Below are 26,240 nucleotides of genomic sequence, written 5' to 3'. Positions count from 1 at the left end.
ACTATTTGAGTACATGCTTTTTTATAATGATTAGTTATTAGAACCAACACTAGCTGATCCAGAGCTGATACCAGCTTCAGCCGGTGTTTCACCAGATTGAGAAATTGAATTTACGGTTGGTAAACCGCCATTGCTCCAAGAAGCATCTTTAACTTCATATTCAACAATATTTCCTTTGACAACCGGTGTGACAGTGTCGGGAGCGACCCAATCTTTATTTTCTTTATCAGACATCGCATATGACATGACGTGCTGATAAATTTGAGCAGGTAAGTCTTGTGATTCCCATGGAATATAATTTTCTTTAGGTTGGTCATATCCTGTCCAAACGGATAGGGCGTAGGAGCGTGTATAACCAGTAAACCAAGAATCTTGAATAGCTCGATCAGGCATCCCCGCATCTTCTGCATAAGATACTAATCCAGATTTACCGGCCTGATGCAGACCGGTAATTTCAGCGTCGGCAGCAGAGGCATTTGGTTTGATGACACCTTTCATCATATCCGTTAACATAAAGGCAGTGCTGGACTTCATAGCACGTTTACCTGATGTATTGAAATTATGTGTTGTACCATCTGCTGTGGTGATTTTCTTAACATAGCTTGGTTTATAGTATGTGCCACCGTTGGCAACAGCACCAAAGGCTGCAGCTGCTTGTTCAGAAGAGAAATCGATACCGATAGCAGCAGAGCCTCCAGGCGTTTCTGAAGTGGGGATACCAAGACTATTAACAAATTCACCAGCGCGGGTACCACCAACTTCTTCAAGTGTTCGTGCGGCAGGGGTATTTCGAGATTGGGTAAGGGCTGTTCGCATTGTGATGTTACCCATGAACTTACCATCCCAGTTATTCAATGAAATATTTGTTCCAGTGTATTTGTAAGCCTTATCTACAACGGTACGGTTAGTAGGCCAATTTAGATATTCAATAGCTGGACCATAATCTAACAATGGCTTGATTGATGAACCAGAAGAACGTGTTGTTTGTGTGGCACGATTAAGTGCTAAGGTTGTGGAAACATTTCGGCCACCAATTTGTGCGACTACGCGACCATTTTCAGGATTAGTCATTGTAGCACCTACTTGTGTTTGGTCACTAGGGAAAGCAACGCTTGTACCGTTCACTGTATCATACAAGTTTTGTTGTAGATTAGAATCCATATTGGTGTAAATCTTTAGGCCAGACTTAGTTGTGTCATAACCTAATTTTTTAACTTCAGAAAGTGTGGAAGAAACGTAGGCGTCCACAACTTTGCGATTAGCATTGGCTAACTCAGCCTTCGAATCTAGACTTTTTAGACCCTCAGTAACGGATACCTTTTTAGCTTCATTAGCTTGCTTTTGTGTAATGATGTTATTCGTTGCCATTGACTGTAAAACTAAATTACGACGTGCTTTAGCAGCAGAAGTATCACTGCTATAGGGATCATAGTTAGTTGGAGACTGTGGCAAGCCAGCTAATAATGCTAATTGTGCCAATGAAAGTTGCGTCAGAGGTTTGTCATAAAAATATTCTGAGGCAGTTTTCATGCCATACACACCATGACCCATATAAACCTTATTGATATAGAAGTTTAGAATTTGATTTTTACTAAAATTCTTTTCAACACGCATAGCCAACCAAGCTTCTTGTGCTTTACGTTTTAATGTCTGGTCAGAAGACGAGGTACTAAAAACAGATAGTTTAACGAGTTGTTGCGTTAAGGTTGAGCCACCTTGCATACCCAGTGAAGAGCCTTTGAAGTTAGCAAGTGCTGCGCCTAATATACGGATAGGGTCAACACCATTGTGCTTATAAAAACGACGGTCTTCTATAGACGTTATGGCTTGTTTAAGTTGTTTTGGAATGTCACTGTTAGAAGCGTAGTCACGCTGCTGCGTTGACATGGTCCAAATGACTTTACCTTGATTATCTAAAATTTCGCTAGAATTTTCTGAGGCTAAATCAGCTTCCGTAATATTTGGTGCATCATTTGCGTAAGTAAAGAAAACTGCTGCGCCGGCTAAAGAACCAATGAATCCAAGTATAAACAGCCATACGAGGATAATTAACCACCATTTTCGACGCTTTTTACGTGGCTTTCGATTTTTTTCTTGGAAGGATGTTGATCATACAGTTTTTGGTTCCGATTAACACGTGAACCATTTGTACTGTTCTCGTTCATATTTTTAAGCTCCTCATATTTTGAAAACATTCACCTTATTTATTGATATGGGCTAACCATTCATCAAGCGCAACTAAGTAATCCAACGAAGGTGTTAGACTTTCTGGAATACGATAGCTATGCGTCACAATAGTTTCATAAGAGATGGACTGTTTACCTTTATGTAATTGCCATTCATATATGAGATGACTTGCGGGATAGACATAGTTTTCATTTAAACTTGTAAATTTAATGATAACAAATCCGAGTCCGCCTTGCGATAAGACATTGGCTAGATGATCGATTTGATGTTGATGGAAATTCTTTAAAGGAAAAGAGGTTTTATTTTTCGTTTCCTTAGCATCAAAATCAATGTAATGGCCCTGATAGACACCGTTATAGTCGGTTGTAGAAGCTTGTTTAAAGTAAGCTTCGGTAATCTTAGCTGCTGATCTTGCAGGGTAATCAACGTTAACGATGGTAATCGGTGTCGGTTTTTTATGGATAACGGCCAGCCGGTTAGCAAGATAAAAATCATTTGCAACGTTAATTTCTTCCTCTAATCCCATACCTCGGCGACTGAATGTCAGAGCCTTTTTAGTTGTTTTTCCGGTGCGCATCATATTAGTAACCTGTGATGTATGATGCATGCCTTTTGGATAATGAATAGTCATAATATTCCTATCAATGAAGTGGTATCCTATATATTATAACAAAGTTCAAAATTTAGGATAGAAAAATATGTCACGGGTTTGGATAACGGGCTATCGTAGCTATGAATTAGGCGTGTTTAGTGGTAAAGATGCTAAAATAAAGATTCTAAAGTTTGCTTTAAAGCGTCTATTAAAAGAACAATTAGAAATGGGCTTGGAATGGCTTATTACTGGCGGACAATTAGGTGTAGAACAGTGGAGTGTTGAGGTCGCTCAAGAATTAAAGCAGGAATATCCTGACTTTAAAATTGCGGTGATGCTACCATTCAAAGCGTTTGGCAGCCAATGGAATGAAGATAATCAGGCACAATTAGCACAAATCATTGGTCAAAGTGATTTTTCCGATAGTGTTTCTAGTCAACCGTATAACAGTCCTGGACAACTCATTAATTACCAGAATTTTATGTTGTCACATACGGATAGTTGTTTGCTGATTTATGATGAAGAATTTGAAGGTAAAACACAATACGACTTTAAAGCCATTAAACAGTTTCAAAATCGTTCACCTTATCCTATGCAGCAAGTGACCATGGCAGATTTGCAGGACTATGCTACAGAATATGATGCATTGCAACAAGACAATTTTTAGAGATATCTTGTACAATATTTTTGTGTTTTTGATAAAAATTTGGTATTATATATAGAGTAAATTGAAATGTGAGGTGTGCCTTTTGGAACAAGTGAAGTACACACAGAAGGATATTCTTGATCGTGTTTTCAAGCAAAAGCGCATGGGCGTAGGATATGATCCTGCGGATGTCGACAGCTTTTTAGATGATATTATCAAGGATTACGGTGCGTTTAGTAATCGAATTGATCAGTTACAAAGCGAAGTTTCGAAGCTACAAAGCGCTTTGAAGCAAGCACAGGATCAGTTAACAGTTGCAAAAAGTCAAGCGACTAATGTAACATCAAGTCAAGTGAGTGCAGAACCATCATTTGATGCAGCACCAACACAGTCAGAAACAGTACAACCTGTTACTAACTTAGACTTGATTAAGCGTGTTGCTAATTTAGAACGTGCAGTTTTTGGTAGAGATCACGACACCATCATATCTGATTTAAAATAAGAGTTTTAATACATTACAAGCATTGGGTAATTGCGCGTGATAATTCTCACGTGAGGAAGGTCCATGCTCGCACCAGCTGTGATGCTGGTAGTGTTTGTGCCGAGATAAAAAATAAGCTCGGGCGCGTTTAGCTTAGACTAAATGTGACGGCGGTTGAAATTGCTAAGGTCTTGTACTATGCAATAGTAAACTTGAAGGTGCCACAGAGACGATATGCTAATGAAAATTAGTATTTGGAACGCGGTAAACCCCACAAGCGGGCAACCCAAACTTTTGGTAGGGGCGGCTAACCTAGTGAATTCGAAACGATGGTTGGTATGGCGTTATACGCTTAGATAGATGATTACCGAAGGTAATAGTACCCGCTATTACTGGAACAAAACATGGCCTACAGATGCTTGTCTGGGTGAGTCCGCTTAATTGCGGGCTTTTTTATTGTTCGGATTATCTTGTAGAAACGGATAATCTTTAATATAATAAATTAACAGTATAACGACAGCGATAAAGAACAAAATTGTTGCACAAAGTTTGATATTTATATTTTCCAATCATTAAATGAAAGGAAATATTATATTGGTTCGTATTGGCAACAGATAGTTTACTAATATAATAGTGTGAAGAAGCTTATGGCAAAACAAAAAATATATACAGCACAAGAAGTACTCGACCTAGTTAAAGATTATATGTCGCAGCAAGATGCTGCTTCTGTTAAAGCGGCTTATGAATGGGCAGCGGATTTACATAAAGAACAACTCCGTAAATCGGGCGAACCTTATATTATTCATCCAATACAAGTTGCAGGTATTCTAGCTGATTTAAAAATGGATACGGCGACAGTAGTTGCAGGCTATTTACATGATGTCGTTGAGGATACACCAGCCACCTTAGAAGATGTTGAGGACAAGTTTGGGGATACAGTGGCGCGTATCATTGATGGCGTGACAAAAATCAGTAAAATTAAATATAAAAGTTCCCAAGAACAACTTGCCGAAAATCATCGTAAGTTATTATTAGCGATGTCACAAGATATTCGAGTTATCATCGTTAAGTTGGCTGATCGTTTACATAATATGCGGACGCTTGGTGCGTTACGTCCCGACAAGCAACAACGAATTGCGAATGAAACGTTGGATATCTATGCACCGTTGGCTGATCGTTTGGGTATTAGTGCAATGAAATGGGAATTAGAAGACTTATCATTAAGTTATTTGAATCCCGAAGAATATCATCATATTGCATCTTTGATGAATATGCGACGTGAAGAACGTATTCATTATGTGGATGATGCCGTCAATGAGATTGAAAATGCTATTCAGGATTTAAAGTTAGAAAATACTAAAGTGTATGGTCGACCAAAACATATTTATTCCATATACCGTAAAATGGTCGATAAAAATAAGAATTTTGAAGAAATTTATGATTTATCAGCTGTTCGTATATTAACTAATACGATACCGGATACTTATGCTATTTTAGGTGCCATTCACTCGAAATGGACACCAATTCCGGGTCGCTTCAAAGATTATATTGCGTTACCAAAAGCCAATGGTTATCAAAGTTTACATACAACAGTTATTGGTCCTGGAGGCCGCCCTCTAGAAGTTCAAATTAGAACACATGACATGCATGAAATCGCTGAATTTGGTGTAGCAGCACATTGGGCATATAAAAAGAACAAAGGGTCTGATCAAGAAGCTAAGATTAAAGATCAAACTGAGCAAAAACTCAATGTTATTCAAGGTATCTTGGAATTACAACAAGGTGCCAAGGATGCTGAAGATTTTATGGATAGTGTGCAAGGTGATCTATTTAGTGATCGTGTATACGCTTTTACTCCACGTGGTGATGTTTTTGAATTATCCAAAGGAGCACAGCCATTGGATATGGCTTTCTCGATTCACACAAACGTCGGGATTAAAACTACCGGTGCAAAGGTCAATGGTCGTATTGTACCGTTAGATTATAAAATTAAAACAGGCGATATTGTTGAAATTATTACAAGTGCGACGGCAAAACCAAGTCCAGATTGGTTGAATCTTGTTGCGACAAGACGTGCACGAAATAAAATTAAACAGTATTTCAAGCAACTTGATCGTGCAGATAATATTATTGCTGCTAAAGATTTACTAGCGCATCATTTACGTGAAAATGGCTTTAATTCGGATGAATTATTAACAACTGAAAACTTAGCTAAAGGTGCAGAAAGGTTACATTATCACTCGGCTGATGATATGTTAGCAGCTATTGGTTTTGGTGATGTTCAAGTACCAGGAGTAGCTAATAAATTAACAGAAGATATCCGAGAAGCACGTGAAAAGCAGGCCAACGAGAACCTACAGCGTGAGCTATTAGAAGAAGGCCATGCAATTGAACGTAATGAAGTAGCACTTTCTCAGCGCCGGCGTAGTGGTACAGATGATATTGTTATTGCTGGTGTTGATAATTTGTTAATACGATTAGGCCGCTGTTGCACGCCAGTACCAGGGGATGAGGTAAAAGGATACATTACAAAAGGGCGTGGTATTTCTGTCCATCGTATCGGGTGTCCTAATATTCGAGCAGCTGAAGCACAAGGGCAACGATTGGTTGATGTCCAGTGGGAAGATGAAAACGGCTTGAAGCCTAATTATGATGCAGATGTGACAGTGAGTGGTGAGAATCGTACAGGTTTATTAAATGATGTCTTAAGAACGGTGAATGCCAGAACAAAGTACGTTAATTCGGTAAATGGTCGTGTAATCAAAAATGGTATGGCACAAGTTTCTCTATCATTGGGTGTTAAAAATAGACAACAGTTGGAAGCTATTTTAGATGCGTTGAATAATTTGCCAGCTGTTTATGATGTGGAACGAGCATTCCACTAAATGGTACTTGAATGAATTGGGGTATGTATGAAAATTGTATTGCAACGTGTATCTGATGCAATGGTTACCATCGACGGTACCGTTACTGGCCAAATTGGACAGGGATATGTTTTGTTAGTTGCTGTTAATGATCAAGATACAGTAGCAGATATTGACTATTTAGTGAATAAAATTTCAAAATTACGTGTTTTTGAAGATAATCAGCACAAAATGAATCTTAGTTTATTAGATATCGGTGGTAGTATTTTGTCGATATCACAATTTACTTTATATGCTAATACTAAGAAAGGTAATCGTCCAAGCTTCACGGATGCTGGGCAACCAGATTTTGCTAAGCAAATGTACAATGCATTTAACCAAGCGTTACGTACAGCTGGTATTACCGTTGCAACAGGTGAATTTGGTGCTGATATGCAAGTTTCACTTACAAATGATGGACCAGTGACGATTATATTTGATACACAAAATAAATAAAAGCATGCCTTATAGGTATGCTTTTTTCATCTTAATCAGCTATTTGTTTGCGAATGTAATTGTCTATACCGGAAGTAATACGCTGAGCAATTTTTTGTTGATAATCTTGACTTCGAATATATTGGAAATCATCATCATTATTGATAAAACCCATCTCAAGTAGAACTGCTGGACGTGAATTATTTTTAATCACGATGTAACCCGCCGTATCTACGCCGCGATTATGTAAGGGTAAATCATTGAATTTTTGACTTAAGGACTCTGCTAATTGTTTAGAACCATTAGACTGATGATAATAGTATTGAGAAATACCACTTGCTGTATTGTCTTCAGAAGATGAATCATAGTGTATTGAAATAAAAGCATCGGCCTGTTGTTTTTGTGCTGGTGTGGGAATATGCAGCAAAGGGACAAGCGTATCATCTTTACGAGTTAAAATAACACGCGCACCTTGTTGGACTAATTGTTGTTGGATTTTCTTAACTGTACTTAAAGTGTAGGTCTTTTCATAATGATTGTTATCATTACTAAGTGCACCAGTATCATTACCGCCATGACCAGCATCCAATACAATAGTTGATTCAGAAAGCGGTGTTATTTTTTGAAGTGACTGATTTTCTGGTAACCAACCCGCAATCCAACCAACTTTTTCGTTATCACTACATCTTACTTTATACCAGCCGTGACGTTTGCTTAAAATATGTAACTTTGTGTGTCGCTTAAGTTTTTCTTTCTGTGAATAGGCTATACCTGGGCCAGTACGCAGTGGGATATTTTGCGGTTCGGTAATGATTTCATTGCGGTGTAAGAGTGAGTATAAAAGACCAAAAGTGAAAATTAATATGACAACTGACATAATGATGCCAATGAGATTGCTGAGTAACCATTTTTTTATCATGTTTATGACCATCAAATCAAATTTTTTATCTTAAAATTATACCATATTCTAACATTTATATAGTTGACTTTAGTTTACTGTGTGCTAAACTAATAGTATATTTTGACCGATGAATTGGCGAAGTTAGGTAATGGACACCTCAGAGATTTTGTGTAGGCTGAAAGCAAAACAAAAACCTAGCTTCAGACACCTTGGAGGTAACTAGTAAAATAGTTCGTGTGTTGCGCGTTAAGCAATTGAGCATGTCTGATTTTTAAAAATGTAGGCATATCTAAGGTGGTACCGTGCCAAAAGCACCCTTAGCGAGATTTTCTCGTAAGGGTGCTTTTTTATTAGGCAATGTCAAAATATGTTTGATGAATATAATAATATTAGGAGGAAAGATATAAGATATGTTTTAACGTATTTTATATTTTGATATTATGGCAAAGCCTATTTTTCAACGTCCCAAAGGAACAGCAGACTTATTACCACAGCAAACTGAACAGTGGCAGCATGTTGAGGGAATTGCGCGTTTACTTTTTGGCGACTATGGTTTTAAAGAAATTAGAACCCCACATTTTGAAAACTTTGACGTATTTAGTCGTTCAGCGGGTGATACAAGTGACGTTGTAACTAAAGAAATGTATGATTTTTATGATAAGGGTGATCGTCATATGGCATTGCGTCCGGAAGGGACAGCCGGTATTGTACGTGCTTACGTCGAAAATAAATTATACGGCCCAGAATTTGATAAACCATATAAGGCATTTTATATTGGTCCAATGTTTCGTTATGAACGACCTCAAGCAGGTCGCTTCCGTCAATTCCATCAAATCGGTGCTGAAGCTTTTGGCGCAGTATCCCCAGCATTGGATGTTGAAATTATTGCTATGGCAGTTGATTTCTTTAAAACACTAGGCTTAAAGAATTTAAAAGTGGCTATTAATACTTTAGGAGATAAAACATCGCGTGATGCTTATCGGCAGGCGCTTATTGATTATCTTAAACCACATTTTGATGAATTGAGTCATGATTCACAAGAAAGATTAGAAAAGAACCCATTACGTGTTCTGGATTCTAAGGATCCCAAAGATCAAATTTTCGTTGCAGATGCACCATCTATTTTGGATTATTTGACACCGGAATCTCAAAACCATTGGCAACGTGTACAAGAATTACTAACGGCACTAGATTTGGATTTTGAAGTGGATACCAGCATGGTGCGTGGCTTGGATTATTACAATGATACTATTTTTGAAATTATGACAGCAGACGAAAGTCTTAAGGGGTCAGCCACGATTGCCGGAGGTGGCCGTTATTCTGGATTAGTTGAACAGTTTGGTGGTCCAGAAACACCTGGCGTTGGTTTTGGTATTGGTGTTGAACGTTTGATTGGCTTACTAGAAGCACAACATGTGACATTTAAAAATGATAATGATTTAGATTTTTATGTTGTGAACATTGGTGATGACACAGATACGATTGCGACACAAATTGTACAAGCTATCCGCAGTTATGGTTATATGGCTGAACGTGATTATCTTGCACGCTCACCCAAAGCACAGTTTAAATCTGCTGATAGAGGGCATGCTAAGTTTGTGGTGACTATCGGTGAGCAAGAATTGGCCAACCATTCTGCTAAATTAAAGAATATGCTAACAGGGCAACAATTGGATGTTAAATTGGCTGATTTGTATACTGATTTACCAACAATAATTACAACGGAAGCGGAGGAAGAATAAAGTGAAACGAACAACTTATGCTGGATTAGTGGATGAACAATATCTTGATCAAACGGTTACTTTGACTGGCTGGGTGCAAAAGCGCCGTGATTTTGGTGGCTTGATTTTCGTCGATTTACGTGATCGTGAGGGTATTGTACAACTTACCTTTAACGAAACCAATGCAGCGGCACTTAAAGTTGCTGAAGAAATGCGTAGTGAATATGTCATTGAAGTCACTGGTGTTGTTCATTTGCGTAGTGAAGGTCAAGAAAATAACAACATCAAGACTGGTAAAATCGAAATCGAAGTCACTGATGCTGAAATTCTAGCTTCAGCTAAGACCACACCTTTTTACATTGAAGATAATGTTAATGCTAATGAAGAGCTCAAACTTCAATATCGTTATTTGGATTTGCGCCGTCCAGAAATGCAGAAGAATTTACGTATTCGTTCAAAAATCATGTCTAGTGCCATGCACTTCATGACGACACATGATTTTATTAATATCGAAACACCAATTTTAGCAAAATCAACACCAGAAGGTGCACGTGATTATCTTGTGCCTTCGCGTATTTTCCCTGGATCATTTTATGCTTTACCACAATCACCACAATTGTTTAAGCAATTATTAATGGGTGCTGGTTTCGATCGTTATTTCCAAATTGCGCGTGCTTTCCGTGATGAGGATTTGCGCGGTGATCGTCAACCTGAATTTACACAAATGGACGTTGAAACAAGTTTTATGTCAGCGGACGAAATTCGTCATCTTGTTAACGAATGGGTTAAAGTGATGATGAAAGAAGTTGTCGACTTTGACTTAGACACACAATCAATTCCAACATTAACTTGGCAAGAATCGATGGATCGTTTTGGTACTGATAAGCCAGATTTGCGCATTGCATATGAAATTCAAGATTTATCCGCAACAGTTGCACAAAGTGAATTTGGTGTTTTTGCTAATGCTGTTAAAGATGGTGGTGTTGTTAAAGCTATTAGCGTGCCTGGTGGTGCAGACCATTATTCACGAAAAGATATTGATAAAATGGCGCAATATATCGAACGCTTTGGTGCTAAGGGGTTAGCTTGGTTAAAGGTAACCTCAGAAGGTGTTAGTGGACCTATTGCGAAGTTCTTCGCTGAGGATGCACAGCAGGTGATTGATGCAGCTGGAGCCCAAGTTGGTGACTTGATTTTGTTTGGTGCTGGTCGTTTTGATGTTGTATCGGCAACATTAGATTATTTGCGTCGTCAAACAGCTAAAGATTTGAATTTGGTAGATAATACTAATCCATGGGCATTCGCTTGGATTGTGGATTGGCCATTATTTGAATATTCTGAAGACTTTGATCGTTGGATTTCAGCACACCATCCCTTCACGATGCCTAATGAAGAAGATTTGCATTATTTGGATGAGGGTGAAGATCCACACAAAGCTCATGCGCAAAGTTATGACCTCGTTTTGAATGGCTTTGAATTAGGATCTGGTTCAATTCGTATCCATCGTATGGATATTCAAGAGAAAATGTTAAAAGCATTAGGATTCTCAAAAGAAAAAGCGCATGAAGCATTTGGCTTCTTGCTAGAAGCGATGGAATATGGTTTCCCACCAATGGGCGGAATTGCGCTTGGATTAGACCGTTTAGCCATGCTATTAGCTGGTCAAGAAAATATTCGTGAAGTGATTGCTTTCCCTAAAAATTCACGGGCAACAGAACCGATGACGAAAGCACCAAGTCGTGTTGAACAAAAGCAATTGTTGGAACTTGGCTTGTTTACATCAGAAGATATGGCTGACTAAGTTTAGCAGCAGTAGATGAGAATATCACGACATTCAGTGTTGTTATATAATTACCCACAATTGATTTTGCTATTTTAAAGGAATTAACATGCAAAAAGCTTTCCATAATTTCATGAAGAATCAGTATGCAAGTCGCCTAGGGGGTGCCGTATTTTATGCCATTATTGTGGCATTTGCGATGAATTATTTCTGGCGACCTGGGCACATCTATTCATCTGGCTTTACCGGACTAGCTCAGTTGATTGATACGCTTTCTGGAGGTAAAATATCTGTTCCTCTGGCTCTGGCACTGATTAACTTACCAATGTTGATTTTGGCTTGGATAAAGTTATCTTGGCGCTTTACGTTATTTACGAGTGTTGCGGTACTATTAGGCGCGCTTTTGATGCCCATTTTGCAAACCAAAACATTTTTGACAACCGACCCATTGGTTAATGCCATGTTTGGTGGTGCTTTAAATGGTATGGGCGTCGGTATTGCTTTACGTTATGGGGTTGGAACAGGTGGCCTAGACATTGTTGGTATGTTGGCACGAAAAAAATTTGGCTTCAAGATGGGTCCTGTCAATCTCGGATTTAATGCATGTTTGATGATTGGAGCAGGCGTAGCTTATGGTTGGAAATATGCTTTGTATTCAATCGTTGGTATTGTTATTAGTTCCAGAATGATCGATATTTTCTTTACGCGTCAACAACAGATGCAAGTTATGATTATTACAACTAAACCTGATGAAATGGTTCATGCAATTTATCGTCGCTTAAGACGTGGTGTTACGATAGTTGATCAAGCCAAAGGTGGTTACACAGGGAATCAACGTGCTGTATTGTTAACAGTGATTACGCAGCAAGAACGTTTTGACCTGCGAGAAGCAATGCATGAAGCTGATGAACATGCATTTTCTAGTACATGGAAAATAGAACATACCGTTGGTCGATTTTATGAACCGGAATTATAAGAACTCATTAGAGTTCTTTTTATTTTAGTAAAAAGTACACGTTTTAAAAAACGTGTACTTTATTGTTTTAGTAATAGAGCAAGGCGGATGTCTGCTAAGACATCTGGCATTGTAATATCAACTTGCAGTAGTTTAGAAATACTTTTAAGCCGATAATTAATCGTATTACGGTGGACATATAATAGGTGAGCAACTTCAGAAATGTTCTGTTTGGACAGGATATAAGTGGATAATGTTTTGAGCAATTCTTCATCTTCCAAAATCGGCCCCAATGTATTTTTGATAAACTTGTCAGATTCTGAAGATGGTAGCAATTGTAGCAATTCTTTTGCATTTTTAGGGTGAAATTGCATGATAGGGTGTGATGGACTAGTGACTTGTAAAGCGTCATTTGCTTGGTTGTACATATCAGCGAGTTCTTTAATGGGAAGTGCATTTTTGGAAAAGCCAGTGGTCAGTGTATGCCCCTGCTTGGCCATGAATTGATATAGCCGGTGTAAAAATTCATGGATAGAGACACGTTGACTTTGTATTAAAAGGATGAACTGACGTTGGTAAGCAAATAGCAATACCGGATAATGATATTCTTCAATAAACCAGCGGATAACTTGTTGTCGCTTATCAAATAAATGGTCATTGGGATCAAATGCTTTTTGCTGAAAGTTTAGAATGGCAACAGTATAGGTCGTTTTGGGATCTATTTGTGTAGCAGTTAAATACTGATTGATCGCTTTTTCAGTTAAGTTACCTTGTACAACATTTAGAAAAAAGTCTGATTGATTTCTAAAAGCAGTTTCATTAAATAAATCAGTACGTGCATTAACGAGTCCTAGGGCATTGAGCACTTGCTGACGTTTTAAAATATCAAATGCATTCAATTGTTTTTGATGCGGTATGATACCAACAAAAGCCTTATTTTCATTGAAAGGCGAAAATATCGGGAAGATATGAATTTCTGATTGATTAAAATTAATTTTGACTGTATCCGTTAAGTTAAGGTAATCAATATCTGCATCTTTTCGAAGATATTCGGTCATTAGTTCTCGGCGAGATAAAATTTGAGAACTCGCATAATGCACTTTAAAATGGGAATCTAGAAAAATAATGGCGGCGTCTAAAATATCAGCGCTGGTATCTAGTAAATGCTGATAAGTTGCGTTGTGATTGACCATATTCGTTAAATTTTGGGATATATTAATTAATTCTTGTAATTTTTCTTCCATGAATCACCAGCCTCCTAGTTATGATGATGCTCTTTATAAGAGTTTACAACATTTAATTGAAATCGTTTTATAAGAATGCTAATATTAAGCTAATTTAACTAAATATATACTTTAGAAATATAAAGGAATTGTATGAAATATAAAGAACAAGACTTATTGGATAGTTTAAAGGAAGAAACCATACTTGAACAGCTCTCAGCATTATCCGGTTGGGATGCGTTGACGGGGATGCCTCAGGATAGTGGTCATTTTCGATCTGAAGTTGATGCTTATTTAGCTGAGAAGCAATTTTTAGTTGCAACCCAGACAAAACGGCGGGATATGCTAGCTTATTTTGATGATCGTTTAAATGAGTTATCTGATTTGGGACGTGAAATTTTTCCGAAAGTAAAAAAGCGTATGAACGTTTCGCGGTATTACCGCAAAAAGATTATGTTGATTTTAATAAAACAATGTCTCTGGCACAAAATTATTGGGCACAGGCACGTCAAGAAAATCAATATGCCATCTTTGAGCCGTATCTCAAGCAATTGATTCAATACGAAAAACAATTTATCCCGCTTTGGCAAAAAGATGAAAAAACGCCTTATGATGTCTTATTGAACCAATATGAACCTGGGCTAACCGTTGAAAAATTAGACCAAGTATTTGACACTTTGAAAAAAGGTATCATGACGTTGCGTAAGAAAATTATGACATCGGATGTTGAAATTGATGTTAGTTTTTTGCAACGACATATTACTAAAAAAGATCAAAAGCAATATGCACTAAATGCTGTACAACGGCTCGGTTATAATTTGGATAAGGGACGTTTGGATGACACGATTCACCCATTTATGGAAGCCTTGAATCGTGATGATGCTAGAATTACAACGCGATGGGCAGAGAATCAAGCACAAATGGCGATATTAGGCATTTTCCATGAAGCTGGGCATGGTTTATTTGAACAAAATGTGAATTCAAAATATGATTGGGTACGTGCAGTTTTACCAATTTCAATGAGCATTCATGAAAGCCAATCTCTTTTTAATGAAGTGATGATTGGGCGAACGCGTGCTTTTTGGCGAATAGAATACCCAAAAATTCAAAAAGATTTTCATGGTATTTGGGATGATATTACATTTGATCAATTCTATGCAGCTTGGATGAAAACAGAGGCAACGTTAATTCGAACAGAAGCTGACCCATTAACTTATCCATTACATATTATTATTCGTTATGAAATAGAAAAAGCCATTTTCAATGATCATCTTGATGTCAAAAAAATTCCTGAGTTGTGGCGCGAAAAATATCAAGAGTACCTTGGTTTAGAGGTGCCAGATGATCTAACTGGTGTATTGCAAGATATCCATTGGGCTGGAGGTTCTTTTGGTTATTTCCCCAGCTACGCACTAGGCCATTTGTATGCTGCACAATTTTATCATGCGATGTCACAACAAATGGATTTTCAAGCCATTTTTGAAAGTGGAGATTATGAACCTATCTTTTCGTGGCGTGCGCAACATATTTGGCAATTCGGTGGCGCTAAGGATCCAGCTGATATTTTGAAAGAGGCGACTGGTGAGCAACTGAATCCACAATATTGGTTGGACTTTATGAATAAAATTTATACAGATATCTATCAAATAGGAGATAACTAAACGATGAAGGTAGCACTAGCACAAATTGATATTCAATTAGCAGATGTAGATAAGAATGAACAACGTATCATGCAAGCTGTTGCACAAGCAGCGGACCAAGAAGCTGATGTTGTGGTGTTACCTGAAATGTGGAATAGTGGTTATGCTTTACAACGTCTAAAGGAAGTTGCGGACGTTGGAGGTACTCGAACGAAACAATTGCTCCAATCATTATCAAAAGAATATGATATTAACATTGTTGGTGGCTCAGTAGCGACGTTAAAAGGACAAGAATTTTATAATACGATGTATGTTGTGAGCAATGATGGTCAATGCCTTAGTGAGTATGATAAAGTTCACTTAATTGGGCTGATGCATGAAGATCGCTATATGACGGCGGGTAGCCATCTTAATACTTTTGAATTAGCAGGTACACCAAGTGCGGGTGTGATTTGCTATGATATCCGTTTTCCTGAATGGGTACGAACTAATATGGCACAAATTCCAGCTAAAGTACTGTATGTTGTTGCTCAGTGGCCAATTCAACGTATCGAGCAATGGCAAGTGATGTTACAGTCGCGCGCTATTGAAAATCAAGCTTATGTTGTTGCTGTTAATCGCGTTGGTGCCGACGATGATAATACTTTTGGTGGCCGCTCATTAGTCATTGATCCTTTGGGACATATTATGATTAAAGGTTCAGCTGAAAAAGAGGAAATATACGTTACAGATATCGATTTTGCCCAGATTGATAATATTCGTGGTCAAATGCCTATTTTTTGGATAGGAAACCACATTTATATCGTTAAAATAAGGAGTATGTATATGGCATTTGAAAAATCAGAATTACTACAAAACTTACCTGATCAATTTTTTGCGCATCTTGTTCAAAAGGTGAACGCCAAAATAGCAGCGGGACATGATGTTATAAATTTGGGACAAGGTAATCCAGATCAACCAACACCGGATTATATTTTAGAAGCGATGCATAATAGTATATCCGATCCACAAAGCCATAAATATGCTCAATTTCGCGGCTTACCAGAACTCAAAAGCGCTATTGCGGATTTTTATCAAGATGAATATGGAGTCACACTAGATCCTGAAACAGAAGTAGCTATTTTGGGTGGCTCTAAAATAGGACTGGTTGAATTGATTTTTTCATTAACAAATCCAAAAGATACTGTCCTTTTACCTAATCCTGGATATCCTGATTACTTGTCCGGAGCGGCTTTAGGACAAGTGAAAGTTGTTGACTTACCTTTAAAAGCAGAAAATAATTTCTTACCAGATTACTGTCAAATCAATCAACAAGACAAGAACAATGCAAAGTTGATGTATCTTAATTATCCAAATAATCCAACGGGGGCTATAGCTACACCGGCATTTTATGAAGAAACAGTTAGTTTTGCCAAACAGTATCATATTGGTGTAGTATCTGATTTGGCTTACGGCGCTATTGGATTTGACCAACAAAAACCACTTAGTTTTTTACAAACGCCACATGCAAAGGACGTAGGCATTGAATTTTACACTTTTTCAAAGACATTCAATATGGCGGGGTGGCGAATTGGTTTTGCGGTTGGTAATGCAGATATGATTGAGGCAATTAATTTAATCCAAGATCACCTTTTTGTATCGGTATTTCCAGCAATTCAACATGCTGCAACCGTTGCTTTAAATAACAAGAGTGAACGAAAAATTGCAATAAGCAAGCTACAGAATCTTTATCAAGAGCGTCGTGATCAATTTATTGCAGCTGTGCGTGAATTTGGTTGGGAACCCATTGTACCAAAGGGGGCATTTTATATTTTGATGCCTGTACCAGCAGGTTATACTAGTGCTTCATTCACTGATTTGCTGTTAAATGAGGCTGATGTTGCGGTTGCTGATGCCAATGGTTTTGGTAGTTTGGGTGAAGGCTATGTCCGTATTGGTTTAACGGTTGAAGTTAAGCGTTTGCTTGAGGCAGCTAAACGTATTCGTCAATTAGATGTTTTCAATGAGATAATAAAAAAGAGATAGTCAACGCTATCTCTTTTTTTATAGACGATTTTGTAAACCATAAATGGTATCTTTCACACGCTGAGCGTTCTGAACATTTTTTAAAATAATTTGTTCGTCACCACTTTGAATATCTAATAATTGCCAACCAAATATTTTGCCCATTAAAGTATCTTTAATTTGAATATCATTAATATTGCGAAGGGATACTGTTGGATGTGTGTGAAGAATTAAACCGTATCGCAATTCAATGCTCGCTTCTCGAACCCAAGCTTTTTCAGTAATTGCACGGCGTGGACCTGATGCAAAACCTAAAGTGAAAACAAAGCCAACGAAGGACCAGAAACGGGCGAATTTATTAATCAAAACAGGCATTACTATTTGATTATCTGCTACATGACTACGTTGTCGTGACATCATACACCTCCTAGGTATATTATATCAAATGTCTGACTTGAACTTAATGATTGTGTCTCTAACGAAATATATTGACGCATGGGTGCTAGTCTGGTAGAATGTATAAGTATTTAACTGCATGTCGATTATCGAAATAAAATGCGAGAAAGGAGGGAATCGAAATGGCAAAGGTTATCGTACGTAAGAACGAATCTTTGGATGATGCATTGCGTCGTTTTAAGCGTGGTGTTTCTAAGGACGGGACTCTCCAAGAATACCGTAAGCGTGAATATTACATCAAGCCATCTGTACAACGTAAGTTGAAGTCAGAAGCTGCCCGTAAGCGCAACAAAAAGAAGAGCCGTTAATTGGTTATTCGCAACGTCACCTTGGTGGCGTTTTTATTTTATCCTAATAATGTTAAAATAAGACTATTGGTTATCGAAAGGGAAAAGATGAGTTTATTAGAGCAATTAAACGCAGATATGAAGCAAGCGATGAAAGATAAAAATAAGGATGCACTCTCGGTGATTCGTATGGTTAAGTCTAGCGCTATGAATGAACAAATTAATTTGGGACATGATTTAACAGAAGAAGAAGAATTGACAGTCCTGTCACGTGAAGTCAAGCAGCGTAATGAATCACTATCAGAGTATGAAAAAGGTGATCGTGAAGATTTAGCTGCAGGTATCCGTCTGGAACTTGAAATTCTAAATAATTATTTACCTCAGCAATTATCAGATGAAGAAGTCGAAGCAATTGTTAAGACTGCTATTGAACAAACAGGTGCAACGACACCACGCGATATGGGAAAAGTCATGGGCGTTGTAACACCACAAGTTAAAGGTAAGGCTGATGGTAAAACAGTTGCTGATAAAGTTAAAAATATGCTAAATCAGTAAATACTATGTAAAAGAGAGGCGCTCGATAATCAGAGCACCTCTCTTTTTATTACTGTCGATATTCGTCACGAATATTCGTTACGTACTGTTTAATTTCGTCACGTATTTCACGAAATGCAGCGACTTTTTGTTTTCACTACCGGTTGCCATGGCTGGATCATTGAGTGGCCAATGAACTGCTTGGACAGAGGTAGGGAGTGCTAAAGTTTTACTTTTTGCATCTCGACTTAAACTCACCACTACATCACTATTTGTTAAGATTGTATCGTCAATACTTTGAGAGGGTTCTTCGGCGATATCAATACCAACTTCAGACATCACTTGGATTGCATAGGGACTAATTTTATCCGCTGAAACACCAGCGCTTTTAATAATCCAAGAAGTAGGTAGAATGACTTTAGCAAAACCTTCAGCCATTTTGCTGCGAGATGAATCGTTGGTTGAAATAAAATAAATTTGCATATGAAACTACCTTTCTGGTACTTTTTATTACTGAATTATATACACAGTTAATGTAACATACATTGGTCATTAAATCTGGAATAAATGCTTTGAATATTGAGACGTTTGTGCACTTTTTCCTTTGTAGAATAGAAGTTGGCGTTTTGAACATGATATAATGAGCTTGAATTATATTTTTGGAGAAAAAATGGCTTTTAATCAAGTAGTAACAATCTCAAATGATGGGACTTACCAATTAAGTTCAAATATCAAAAAGTATACATTGGGAGATTTAGGATTCATTCAAAATAATGCGGGTGGTTATGTTTTGCATCGCGCTTTAGAACCCGATAAGGCACTGAACAACGCCATTCAGCTCAAAGTCACAATTAACAAAACACTGGATGGTTTTAAGTTGAGTACAGTGTCAGCGGGTGATGTCACTCGAGTCGATATTTTTAAACATCAAAAAGCAGATGCGTTAATCACACAATATCATTTTTTATTGATGAACTCATACAACGTGGTGTTTTAGAAAAATTGCAGTGATAGCTACGTTGCATTTATTTTTATTTAAATTTTTTAATTAGGAAAAGTGGACAATGACAGATTTTTATTTTGTACGACATGGGCAAACTGAGTGGAATCTTGAAAGACGTTTTCAAGGTGGTAGTGGGGATTCAGCGTTACTGCCGTCAAGTTATGATGATATGGCACGGTTGGGTCGCTATTTAGCACCTGTTCATTTTGATCACATCTATTCATCCCCTTTGAAACGTGCTTTAGTAACAGCTAATCGCGTATCTAAATATTTAAAGCCAATTCAAAATGTGTCGGTGCGCTCTGCTTTAAGTGAAGTTGGTTTAGGGCAATGGGAAGGTATGCTTGTGCGTGATGTCCAACAAAAATACCCTGAAGCTTATGATACATACCGGCATGATTTAGATCACTTTGAGGGACAAGGGTTCGATGGTGAAGGGTACACACATACTGCGCAGCGTTTTGCGCGTTTTATTAATGGTTTGGCAGCACAATACCCTAATGATAAGATTTTGATCGTTTCACATGGTATGGCTTTATCATTTGGTATCAATGCGTTACTACAACAGCCACGAATGAGTATTCGTGAACGTGGTGGCCTCAGTAACACATCAACAACAATTCTAACAACTTCAGATGCCCAGCATTATACAGTAAAAAAATGGAATGATATTAGCTACCTCAATAAGGTTGCGGATGAAACAACAACAATTTAAGGACGAGAATTCTTGATAAATGACGCGTTACAATTAGATAAAGTGACAGGTACTTTGCAGACCGTTATTTTTGCTAGTTCAGATAGTTACTTTAAAATATTGCTGATTAATATTGAAGAGTCGACATTAGATAATTGGGATGCATCAGAAATTATTGTTACCGGTACGTTTGCTGATGTTCAAGACGGGAGTGTGTATTCTTTTTACGGTCACGTTGTCAAACACCCTCGGTATGGTAAGCAATTCCAAGTTGAACGTTATGAGAATGACTTACCGCCTGATGAAGCTGGACTAATCAAATATTTTGCGAGTGGTCAATTTTCTGGTATTGGTAAAAAACAGCAGAAAAGATTGTTCAAAATTTGGGTACAAACGCCGTCGATTTAATATTGGATAATGCTAAAATACTTGAAAGTATTGGTTTAAAACCAAAGCAAGCTCAGAAATTAGCCAGAACTCTACAGCTTAATTTAGGTTTGGAACGTTTATTTCAAATTGGTAATCAATTCGGCATTGGGGCTGATATAGCTGGTCGTCTATACGATCAATATGGTAATGAAGCACAGGATATTTTGACACAAGACCCATACCGTTTAGTTTTTGAGTTTGAAGGGATTAGTTTTAAAAAGGCAGATACGATTGGTCAACAAAATGGTGTTTTGCCTTTGGATGAGCGACGGCTACAAGCAGCAGTTTATTCGGCAATCATGAATGTTACCTTCCAATCGGGGCATACTTTTTTAACCAAATCTCAATTATTACAAGCTGTTGGGCATAATCTAAAAGATGCCAGTGGCATGTTGACAGCAGAGATAACGCAGGCAACAGATACGCTACTCAATGACGGTATATTAGTCGCTGATGATGATCGTATTTATCCTAAATCACTATACGAAGCCGAAGTACAGGTTGCTCAAGACGTTAAAAGGTTACTGCATAGCCCATCACCCTTAGATGTAGGTCATGATGATATTGAAAAAGCCTACACAGCACCCGGCAAGATTGATTTAGATGATAACCAAATTCAGGCAGTTAAGTCAGCGTTACAGGCTCAATTTTTCTTACTTACGGGTGGCCCTGGTACTGGCAAAACCACCATTATTCGAAGTATTGTGGCAAGTTGGAAGCAATTAGTTCAAAAGCGATCACAATTTGTTGAAGGTGATAAACAGGATTTTTTAAAACAGTATACAGTCAGAATGGCCTCACCAACTGGCCGGGCAGCCAAAAGGATGACCGAGGTTACCGGGTATGAAGCAACGACCATACACCGTCTTTTAGGAATCGCTGATTTAGACGAAGCTGAGTTTAATGCTGATAATCCACTGCGTGGTGGATTATTAATTGTTGATGAAGCATCGATGCTAGATGTTGAGTTAACAGCTAAACTACTGCAAGCAATACCTAATGGTATGAAATTAATTTTTGTTGGTGATTCAGACCAATTACCATCTGTTGGTCCGGGCAATATTTTAGCTGATTTTGTGAATAGCGGTGTTGTGGATCATGTTGCTTTAGAGATTATCTATCGGCAAGGCCGAGGTAGCAGTATCACAACTTTAGCAAACAATATTAAACATGGTGATTTGCCAGAGAGTTTCTTAGAAAATCAACCAGACCGATCGACATTCATGATACCACCTGATAAAGTACCTGATGCTATTGAGCAAGTTGTTAACGCAGCTATGAAAAAGGGCTATACACAAGATGATTTACAAATTTTGACGCCAATGTACAAAACGCCAGCAGGCGTCAATCGTCTCAACCAAATGGCACAAGCACTTTTTAATCCGATTAAAGCAAAGCAAAAAGCCATTCAGTTTGGCAATATTATTTATCGTCGTGGCGATAAAGTTTTGCAATTGGAAAATGATGGCGAGCGCGATGTTTATAATGGGGATATGGGTAAAATTATTGCTGTTCAGTATAAGAATGATCCCAGTAATGATGATAATGAAGACCGCTTAATCGTTGCTTTTGATGATAAGGAGCTCTCATATCCCAAAAAGAATTTAAATCAATTAACATTAGCTTATGCGACAACTGTTCATAAAGCACAGGGCAATGAATTTAGGCTTGTCTTAATGGTTTTAACCTCTAGCTTTGGTATTATGCTTAATCGTAATTTATTATATACAGGTGTGACGCGAGCTAAAGAAGCATTGATTTTAATTGGTGAACATAGTGCTTTTAAAAGAGCAGCACAGACAGCGGTACCATTACGTGCGACACATTTACTAGAACGATTACAATCTGATGATAAGATAAGTACTAATCATCAAAAGATAGTAGCAAATGCTGATGTAAAAGATGAATTATCCGATTTAACGGCTGCCTATCACTCATCAATTGATCATTTTGTTTTAACAGGGGAACTTATCAGTCATCAAGATATTGACCCCATGATTGGTATGGATGATTTAAAACCAATTGATTTTGAATATCAAGAGAAGTTATAAAATTTCAATGAGAGTGACGGATAGTTTTACTTTCTTGATATAATAGAGTTGCTATATGTAAATGCTATGTTAATTTGAAGAGGAATTATATGGAATCTCCAGCTTACCAATTGTTTAATCTAGGCAGTAATGATCAACTTGCTCATGAAGTTGCCGAGACGTTAAACGTCCCACTATCCAATATTATTATGAATCAATTCGCAGACGGTGAAATTTACGAACGTATTGAACATACGGTGCGTGGTCGTGATGTGTATGTTATTCAAGGTATCAGTAATCCTGTTAACGATAATTTTATGCGCTTGATGATTTTTATTGATGCTGCACGTCGTGCTTCTGCCAATAGTGTCAATGTTGTCATCCCGTATTTTGGTTATGCTCGTTCTGATCGTAAAGCACGTTCTAGAGAACCGATATCAGCACGAATGGTAGCAGATATGCTAGAATCTCAGGGTGTGAAACGCGTGATCACAATGGATCTACATGCTAGCCAAGTACAAGGGTTCTTTGATATTCCATTAGATCATCTTTCAGCCTTACCTGTTTTGGGTCACTATTTCTATGAATATGATTTATTGGGGGATGATTTGGTCGTTGTGGCACCAGATCATTCTGGTGCAGCGGAAGCGCGTAAATTTGCTACGTTGTTACATGCTGATTGGGCTATGATTGACCGACGCTTGGATAATTTAGTGCCAGACAAGCCTTATCAAGTGATTGGACAAGTCAAAGGTAGACGCGCCATTATCATCGATGACATTATTGATACCGGAAAGAGTATTCAATTAGCAAGTGAAGCTTTGAAGGCCGCTGGTGCTACAGAAATTTATGCTGTTGCCTCGCATCCAGTATTGTCTGATAATGCCGTTGCACGTCTTGAAAAATCCCCAGTTGATCATATCATTGTGTCGAATACTATCGAAGGAGATCATATTGTTGGGCTCGATAAATTAGAACAGGTGTCTGTTGCTAATTTATTTGCACAAGCGATTAAAAGAATTAACGCATTTGAGAGTATTGAGGATGTATTAAGAAGTCCTGACAATAAAGAAGCTATTTTATAATGACAACATTAATGCAAGATTTTTCTCGCCCGAATGGGCCGCTGTTGATGGTCAATATGTAACAACACAGTTTGGCGCTACAATTACTTTTCAGTCAAAAAATGCAACATACATTGACCTCCACTTTGAAAAGGATTATCCAAAGTTACAATTGATTTGGCGAAGGGATGATCAGACGCAATGGCAAAATCTAACCACGCAGCGAAAGATTGTACGTTTACCATTAACCAATCAGGATCTACATCAATATACATTGATGGTTCAGACGTTTGATCGTGATTATTTTGATTTTTGGCATAATCCTGTAACGTTAACAGCAATTGAAACTGATGGCAGCTTATTGCCAGTCCATTCTACGAAAATGCCAATTACTTTTGTAGGGGATTCTATCACAGTTGGTGAAAGTATTCGTTTGGATGGACACCACCCAGAATTAGCTTATCCGTTTTTAGTGGCGCAGGCATTGGGACGACCGTTGGTAAATATTTCTTATGGTGGGACAGGGCTAACACCGTTTGCCCCGTATCAAGTACCGGCACCTATTGAAGCATTATGGCAAGTTGCTTATGAAGTTGAGCGACCACGAGTGCGTACAGATATGGTGATTGTTAACTATGGTACAAATGATGCAAATTATGGTGCTACAGAACAGAATTTTAGCTTTGGATTAAGAATGTATTTGTTGGAATTGGTTAAACGATTCCACGAAGCTAAAATTATTATATTAGTACCATTTAACGGTTGCTTTAAAAATATCTTTGAACAAGAGATGAAAAGATTTAGCAATATTACTTTAATTTCAACAGCCGACTGGCAAATATCGCCAAATCAAGTACACCCGAATGAAGATGAGCATCGCCGTGCCGCAACATTTATTTTGGAAGAATTGAAAGGATTGAAATAATTATGGTATATGCAGCAGATGAACAACGTTATGAAAAAATTCCTTATCGTCGTGTTAGTGATTCTGGATTAATTTTACCTGCCGTTAGTTTTGGATTGTGGCGTAACTTGGGTGATCAAATGCCACTAGAAAATTCGCGTAAAGTGATACTATCTGCTTTTGATAACGGTATTTTTCTTTTGATAATGCATCGAATTATGGGCCTAGTAATGGTACAGCGGAAGAAACTTTTGGTGCAGTTTATCGTCAAGATTTGAAACCTTACCGAGATGAATTAGTGATTACAACAAAAGCCGGGTACCATATGTGGCCTGGTCCACTTGGTGAATTTTCAGGTAAGAAGACATTAGTTGCTGCGTTGGACTTGAGCTTGAAACGTATGGGTCTAGACTATGTTGACATTTTCTATGCGCATCGTTGGGATCCTAATACACGTCTTGAAGAAACTGCGCGTGCTTTGGATTTGATTGTCAAGCAAGGTAAAGCATTGTATGTGGGTGTTTCGAACTATAATGCGGAACAAACAGCGGCAATTGCAGAGATATTCAAGTCATTGGGTACACCATTTATTGGTAATCAAGTGTCATATAATATGTTGAATCGCACGGCTGAGCAAGAGAACCTGTTTGAAGTATTAGACAATCATCATGCAGGACTAGTAGCGTACGGTCCCTTGGCGGAAGGGCTGCTGACGGATCGTTACTTAAAAATATTCCAGATGATTATCCAATTCACCGAACGAACGAAGTGCTTTTCAAAAATGGTAAAGACGCTTTGGTTACTAAGTTAAATGGCTTGAATGACATTGCGCGTAATCGTGGACAAAAGTTATCACAGATGGCTTTAGCTTGGTTATTGAAAGATCGTCGTGTAGCGAGTGTTGTGATTGGTGCAAGTAAAGTTGAGCACCTAGTAGATAATTTGAAATTTGCTGATAATTTATCATTTAGTGAAGATGAGTTAAATGAAATTCAACGTATTTTGAACGCATAATATTGAATTTGTTCAGTATTTTACGTATAATATTGAGTGTTGCTGTTGCAACATGATGGTACTATGGCAGAGTGGTAATGCAGCGGACTCGAAATCCGCCGAACCCGTGTAGAGCGGGCGCCGGGGTTCGAATCCCCGTAGTACCTTTTTTGTATGTTTTCTAGCGTTGTATAACGTATAGATAATGTAAGCTAAAACCCCGTTACAGCGGGGTTTTTGTTTGCTTTTAAAATATATTGAGGGCGTTAGTAATGTCGAAAAGAGTTAGACAAAAATGTGTGTCTCTTTTTATTTGCGTATCATTAATTCAGAGAACAACTGATCGTAACAAGGTTAGTGGATTACAAGAATACTTAT

At 37.9% G+C, this 26,240-nt stretch carries 18 protein-coding genes, 1 tRNA gene, 1 other RNA gene and 6 pseudogenes; 20 read left to right on the top strand and 6 right to left on the bottom strand.

Going from position 1 to position 26,240, the window contains the following annotated elements; genetic code table 11:
* Positions 1-30 precede the first annotated feature (30 nt).
* Positions 31-2,165: pseudogene (locus LEUFL_RS11035) on the bottom strand (transglycosylase domain-containing protein).
* Positions 2,166-2,200: 35 nt separating this feature from the next.
* Positions 2,201-2,818, bottom strand: coding sequence for a Holliday junction resolvase RecU (gene recU, locus LEUFL_RS0102225; protein WP_010007177.1), 618 nt, complete (start codon positions 2,816-2,818; stop codon positions 2,201-2,203).
* A gap of 67 nt (positions 2,819-2,885) precedes the next feature.
* Here recU and LEUFL_RS0102220 point away from each other — a divergent pair, with 67 nt between their 5' ends.
* The 5 genes from LEUFL_RS0102220 to dtd all read left to right on the top strand — a co-directional run bounded on the left by LEUFL_RS0102220 (position 2,886) and on the right by dtd (position 7,265).
* A complete protein-coding gene (locus tag LEUFL_RS0102220; protein WP_010007175.1) occupies positions 2,886-3,446 on the top strand; it encodes an SLOG family protein in 561 nt (186 codons plus the stop codon).
* Between the two features lie 82 nt (positions 3,447-3,528).
* Positions 3,529-3,927: a DivIVA domain-containing protein gene (locus tag LEUFL_RS0102215; RefSeq protein ID WP_010007173.1), complete on the top strand. Its 399-nt coding sequence runs from the start codon at positions 3,529-3,531 to the stop codon at positions 3,925-3,927.
* Positions 3,928-3,945: 18 nt separating this feature from the next.
* Positions 3,946-4,323: RNase P RNA component class B (gene rnpB / locus LEUFL_RS12590), an RNA gene on the top strand.
* A gap of 230 nt (positions 4,324-4,553) precedes the next feature.
* Positions 4,554-6,791, top strand: a complete 2,238-nt coding sequence (locus LEUFL_RS0102210; protein ID WP_010007171.1) for a RelA/SpoT family protein — start codon at positions 4,554-4,556, stop codon at positions 6,789-6,791.
* 27 nt (positions 6,792-6,818) lie between these two features.
* Positions 6,819-7,265, top strand: coding sequence for a D-aminoacyl-tRNA deacylase (gene dtd / locus LEUFL_RS0102205; protein ID WP_010007170.1), 447 nt, complete (start codon positions 6,819-6,821; stop codon positions 7,263-7,265).
* A 31-nt stretch (positions 7,266-7,296) separates the two neighbouring features.
* Here the strand turns inward: dtd and LEUFL_RS0102200 are convergent, their stop codons facing one another.
* Positions 7,297-8,163 (bottom strand): N-acetylmuramoyl-L-alanine amidase family protein, encoded by an 867-nt coding sequence (locus tag LEUFL_RS0102200; protein WP_010007169.1) that lies wholly within the window; start codon positions 8,161-8,163, stop codon positions 7,297-7,299.
* Between the two features lie 422 nt (positions 8,164-8,585).
* Here LEUFL_RS0102200 and hisS point away from each other — a divergent pair, with 422 nt between their 5' ends.
* The 3 genes from hisS to LEUFL_RS0102185 all read left to right on the top strand — a co-directional run bounded on the left by hisS (position 8,586) and on the right by LEUFL_RS0102185 (position 12,622).
* Complete coding sequence (gene hisS / locus LEUFL_RS0102195) at positions 8,586-9,887, top strand: histidine--tRNA ligase (RefSeq protein WP_010007166.1); 1,302 nt, start codon at positions 8,586-8,588, stop codon at positions 9,885-9,887.
* A 1-nt stretch (position 9,888) separates the two neighbouring features.
* Complete coding sequence (gene aspS, locus LEUFL_RS0102190) at positions 9,889-11,667, top strand: aspartate--tRNA ligase (protein WP_010007164.1); 1,779 nt, start codon at positions 9,889-9,891, stop codon at positions 11,665-11,667.
* 88 nt (positions 11,668-11,755) lie between these two features.
* On the top strand, positions 11,756-12,622 hold the full coding sequence (locus LEUFL_RS0102185) for a YitT family protein (RefSeq protein WP_010007163.1): 867 nt from the start codon (positions 11,756-11,758) through the stop codon (positions 12,620-12,622).
* A gap of 59 nt (positions 12,623-12,681) precedes the next feature.
* Here the strand turns inward: LEUFL_RS0102185 and LEUFL_RS09200 are convergent, their stop codons facing one another.
* The gene (locus LEUFL_RS09200) at positions 12,682-13,845 is read right to left on the bottom strand and encodes a PucR family transcriptional regulator (protein ID WP_010007162.1); all 1,164 of its coding nucleotides are present in this window, start codon (positions 13,843-13,845) and stop codon (positions 12,682-12,684) included.
* A 132-nt stretch (positions 13,846-13,977) separates the two neighbouring features.
* Here LEUFL_RS09200 and LEUFL_RS11030 point away from each other — a divergent pair.
* The 3 genes and pseudogenes from LEUFL_RS11030 to LEUFL_RS13010 all read left to right on the top strand — a co-directional run bounded on the left by LEUFL_RS11030 (position 13,978) and on the right by LEUFL_RS13010 (position 17,489).
* Positions 13,978-15,485: pseudogene (locus LEUFL_RS11030) on the top strand (carboxypeptidase M32).
* 3 nt (positions 15,486-15,488) lie between these two features.
* Positions 15,489-16,214: pseudogene (locus LEUFL_RS13015) on the top strand (carbon-nitrogen family hydrolase); the annotation flags it as partial.
* Between the two features lie 75 nt (positions 16,215-16,289).
* Positions 16,290-17,489 carry a pyridoxal phosphate-dependent aminotransferase gene (locus LEUFL_RS13010; RefSeq protein WP_029508608.1) on the top strand — a complete coding sequence of 400 codons (1,200 nt, stop codon included), beginning with the start codon at positions 16,290-16,292 and terminating at the stop codon, positions 17,487-17,489.
* Positions 17,490-17,507: 18 nt separating this feature from the next.
* Here the strand turns inward: LEUFL_RS13010 and LEUFL_RS0102165 are convergent, their stop codons facing one another.
* Positions 17,508-17,888 carry a PH domain-containing protein gene (locus LEUFL_RS0102165; protein WP_081458700.1) on the bottom strand — a complete coding sequence of 127 codons (381 nt, stop codon included), beginning with the start codon at positions 17,886-17,888 and terminating at the stop codon, positions 17,508-17,510.
* A gap of 158 nt (positions 17,889-18,046) precedes the next feature.
* Here LEUFL_RS0102165 and rpsU point away from each other — a divergent pair, with 158 nt between their 5' ends.
* Together rpsU and LEUFL_RS0102155 are read left to right on the top strand one after the other, a co-directional pair.
* Positions 18,047-18,232, top strand: coding sequence for a 30S ribosomal protein S21 (rpsU, locus tag LEUFL_RS0102160; protein ID WP_010007159.1), 186 nt, complete (start codon positions 18,047-18,049; stop codon positions 18,230-18,232).
* Positions 18,233-18,319: 87 nt separating this feature from the next.
* On the top strand, positions 18,320-18,766 hold the full coding sequence (locus LEUFL_RS0102155; RefSeq protein ID WP_010007158.1) for a GatB/YqeY domain-containing protein: 447 nt from the start codon (positions 18,320-18,322) through the stop codon (positions 18,764-18,766).
* A gap of 78 nt (positions 18,767-18,844) precedes the next feature.
* Here LEUFL_RS0102155 and LEUFL_RS11025 read toward each other — a convergent pair whose 3' ends face one another.
* On the bottom strand, positions 18,845-19,228 hold the full coding sequence (locus LEUFL_RS11025) for an arsenate reductase/protein-tyrosine-phosphatase family protein (protein WP_010007157.1): 384 nt from the start codon (positions 19,226-19,228) through the stop codon (positions 18,845-18,847).
* 187 nt (positions 19,229-19,415) lie between these two features.
* Between LEUFL_RS11025 and LEUFL_RS11020 the strand changes: the two are divergent.
* The 7 genes and pseudogenes from LEUFL_RS11020 (at position 19,416) to LEUFL_RS0102115 (ending at position 26,029) form a co-directional block, all read left to right on the top strand.
* A pseudogene (locus LEUFL_RS11020) lies at positions 19,416-19,756 on the top strand (cysteine desulfurase).
* A gap of 53 nt (positions 19,757-19,809) precedes the next feature.
* Positions 19,810-20,463, top strand: a complete 654-nt coding sequence (locus LEUFL_RS0102140) for a histidine phosphatase family protein (RefSeq protein ID WP_010007154.1) — start codon at positions 19,810-19,812, stop codon at positions 20,461-20,463.
* A 12-nt stretch (positions 20,464-20,475) separates the two neighbouring features.
* A pseudogene (recD2, locus tag LEUFL_RS11015) lies at positions 20,476-22,922 on the top strand (SF1B family DNA helicase RecD2).
* Between the two features lie 89 nt (positions 22,923-23,011).
* Positions 23,012-23,986: a ribose-phosphate diphosphokinase gene (locus LEUFL_RS0102130; protein ID WP_010007153.1), complete on the top strand. Its 975-nt coding sequence runs from the start codon at positions 23,012-23,014 to the stop codon at positions 23,984-23,986.
* 151 nt (positions 23,987-24,137) lie between these two features.
* Positions 24,138-24,890: a GDSL-type esterase/lipase family protein gene (locus tag LEUFL_RS0102125; RefSeq protein ID WP_010007152.1), complete on the top strand. Its 753-nt coding sequence runs from the start codon at positions 24,138-24,140 to the stop codon at positions 24,888-24,890.
* 2 nt (positions 24,891-24,892) lie between these two features.
* Positions 24,893-25,883 (top strand): annotated as a pseudogene (locus tag LEUFL_RS11010) (aldo/keto reductase).
* 57 nt (positions 25,884-25,940) lie between these two features.
* Positions 25,941-26,029, top strand: a tRNA-Ser gene (locus LEUFL_RS0102115).
* Positions 26,030-26,240: the final 211 nt, after the last annotated feature.

This window comes from Leuconostoc fallax KCTC 3537, from assembly GCF_000165675.1.
GTDB lineage: Bacteria > Bacillota > Bacilli > Lactobacillales > Lactobacillaceae > Leuconostoc_B > Leuconostoc_B fallax.
This window is presented reverse-complemented; position numbering and strand designations above follow the sequence as displayed.

What these genes read in the sequence shown, in the direction of transcription:
- recU (WP_010007177.1), bottom strand. Translation starts at nt 2,818, where the DNA reads ATGACTATTCATTATCCAAAAGGCATGCATCATACATCACAGGTTACT.
- LEUFL_RS0102220 (WP_010007175.1), top strand. Translation starts at nt 2,886, where the DNA reads ATGTCACGGGTTTGGATAACGGGCTATCGTAGCTATGAATTAGGCGTG.
- LEUFL_RS0102210 (WP_010007171.1), top strand. Translation starts at nt 4,554, where the DNA reads ATGGCAAAACAAAAAATATATACAGCACAAGAAGTACTCGACCTAGTT.
- dtd (WP_010007170.1), top strand. Translation starts at nt 6,819, where the DNA reads ATGAAAATTGTATTGCAACGTGTATCTGATGCAATGGTTACCATCGAC.
- LEUFL_RS0102200 (WP_010007169.1), bottom strand. Translation starts at nt 8,163, where the DNA reads ATGATAAAAAAATGGTTACTCAGCAATCTCATTGGCATCATTATGTCA.
- hisS (WP_010007166.1), top strand. Translation starts at nt 8,586, where the DNA reads ATGGCAAAGCCTATTTTTCAACGTCCCAAAGGAACAGCAGACTTATTA.
- LEUFL_RS0102185 (WP_010007163.1), top strand. Translation starts at nt 11,756, where the DNA reads ATGCAAAAAGCTTTCCATAATTTCATGAAGAATCAGTATGCAAGTCGC.
- LEUFL_RS09200 (WP_010007162.1), bottom strand. Translation starts at nt 13,845, where the DNA reads ATGGAAGAAAAATTACAAGAATTAATTAATATATCCCAAAATTTAACG.
- LEUFL_RS13010 (WP_029508608.1), top strand. Translation starts at nt 16,290, where the DNA reads ATGGCATTTGAAAAATCAGAATTACTACAAAACTTACCTGATCAATTT.
- LEUFL_RS0102165 (WP_081458700.1), bottom strand. Translation starts at nt 17,888, where the DNA reads ATGATGTCACGACAACGTAGTCATGTAGCAGATAATCAAATAGTAATG.
- rpsU (WP_010007159.1), top strand. Translation starts at nt 18,047, where the DNA reads ATGGCAAAGGTTATCGTACGTAAGAACGAATCTTTGGATGATGCATTG.
- LEUFL_RS0102155 (WP_010007158.1), top strand. Translation starts at nt 18,320, where the DNA reads ATGAGTTTATTAGAGCAATTAAACGCAGATATGAAGCAAGCGATGAAA.
- LEUFL_RS11025 (WP_010007157.1), bottom strand. Translation starts at nt 19,228, where the DNA reads ATGCAAATTTATTTTATTTCAACCAACGATTCATCTCGCAGCAAAATG.
- LEUFL_RS0102140 (WP_010007154.1), top strand. Translation starts at nt 19,810, where the DNA reads ATGACAGATTTTTATTTTGTACGACATGGGCAAACTGAGTGGAATCTT.
- LEUFL_RS0102130 (WP_010007153.1), top strand. Translation starts at nt 23,012, where the DNA reads ATGGAATCTCCAGCTTACCAATTGTTTAATCTAGGCAGTAATGATCAA.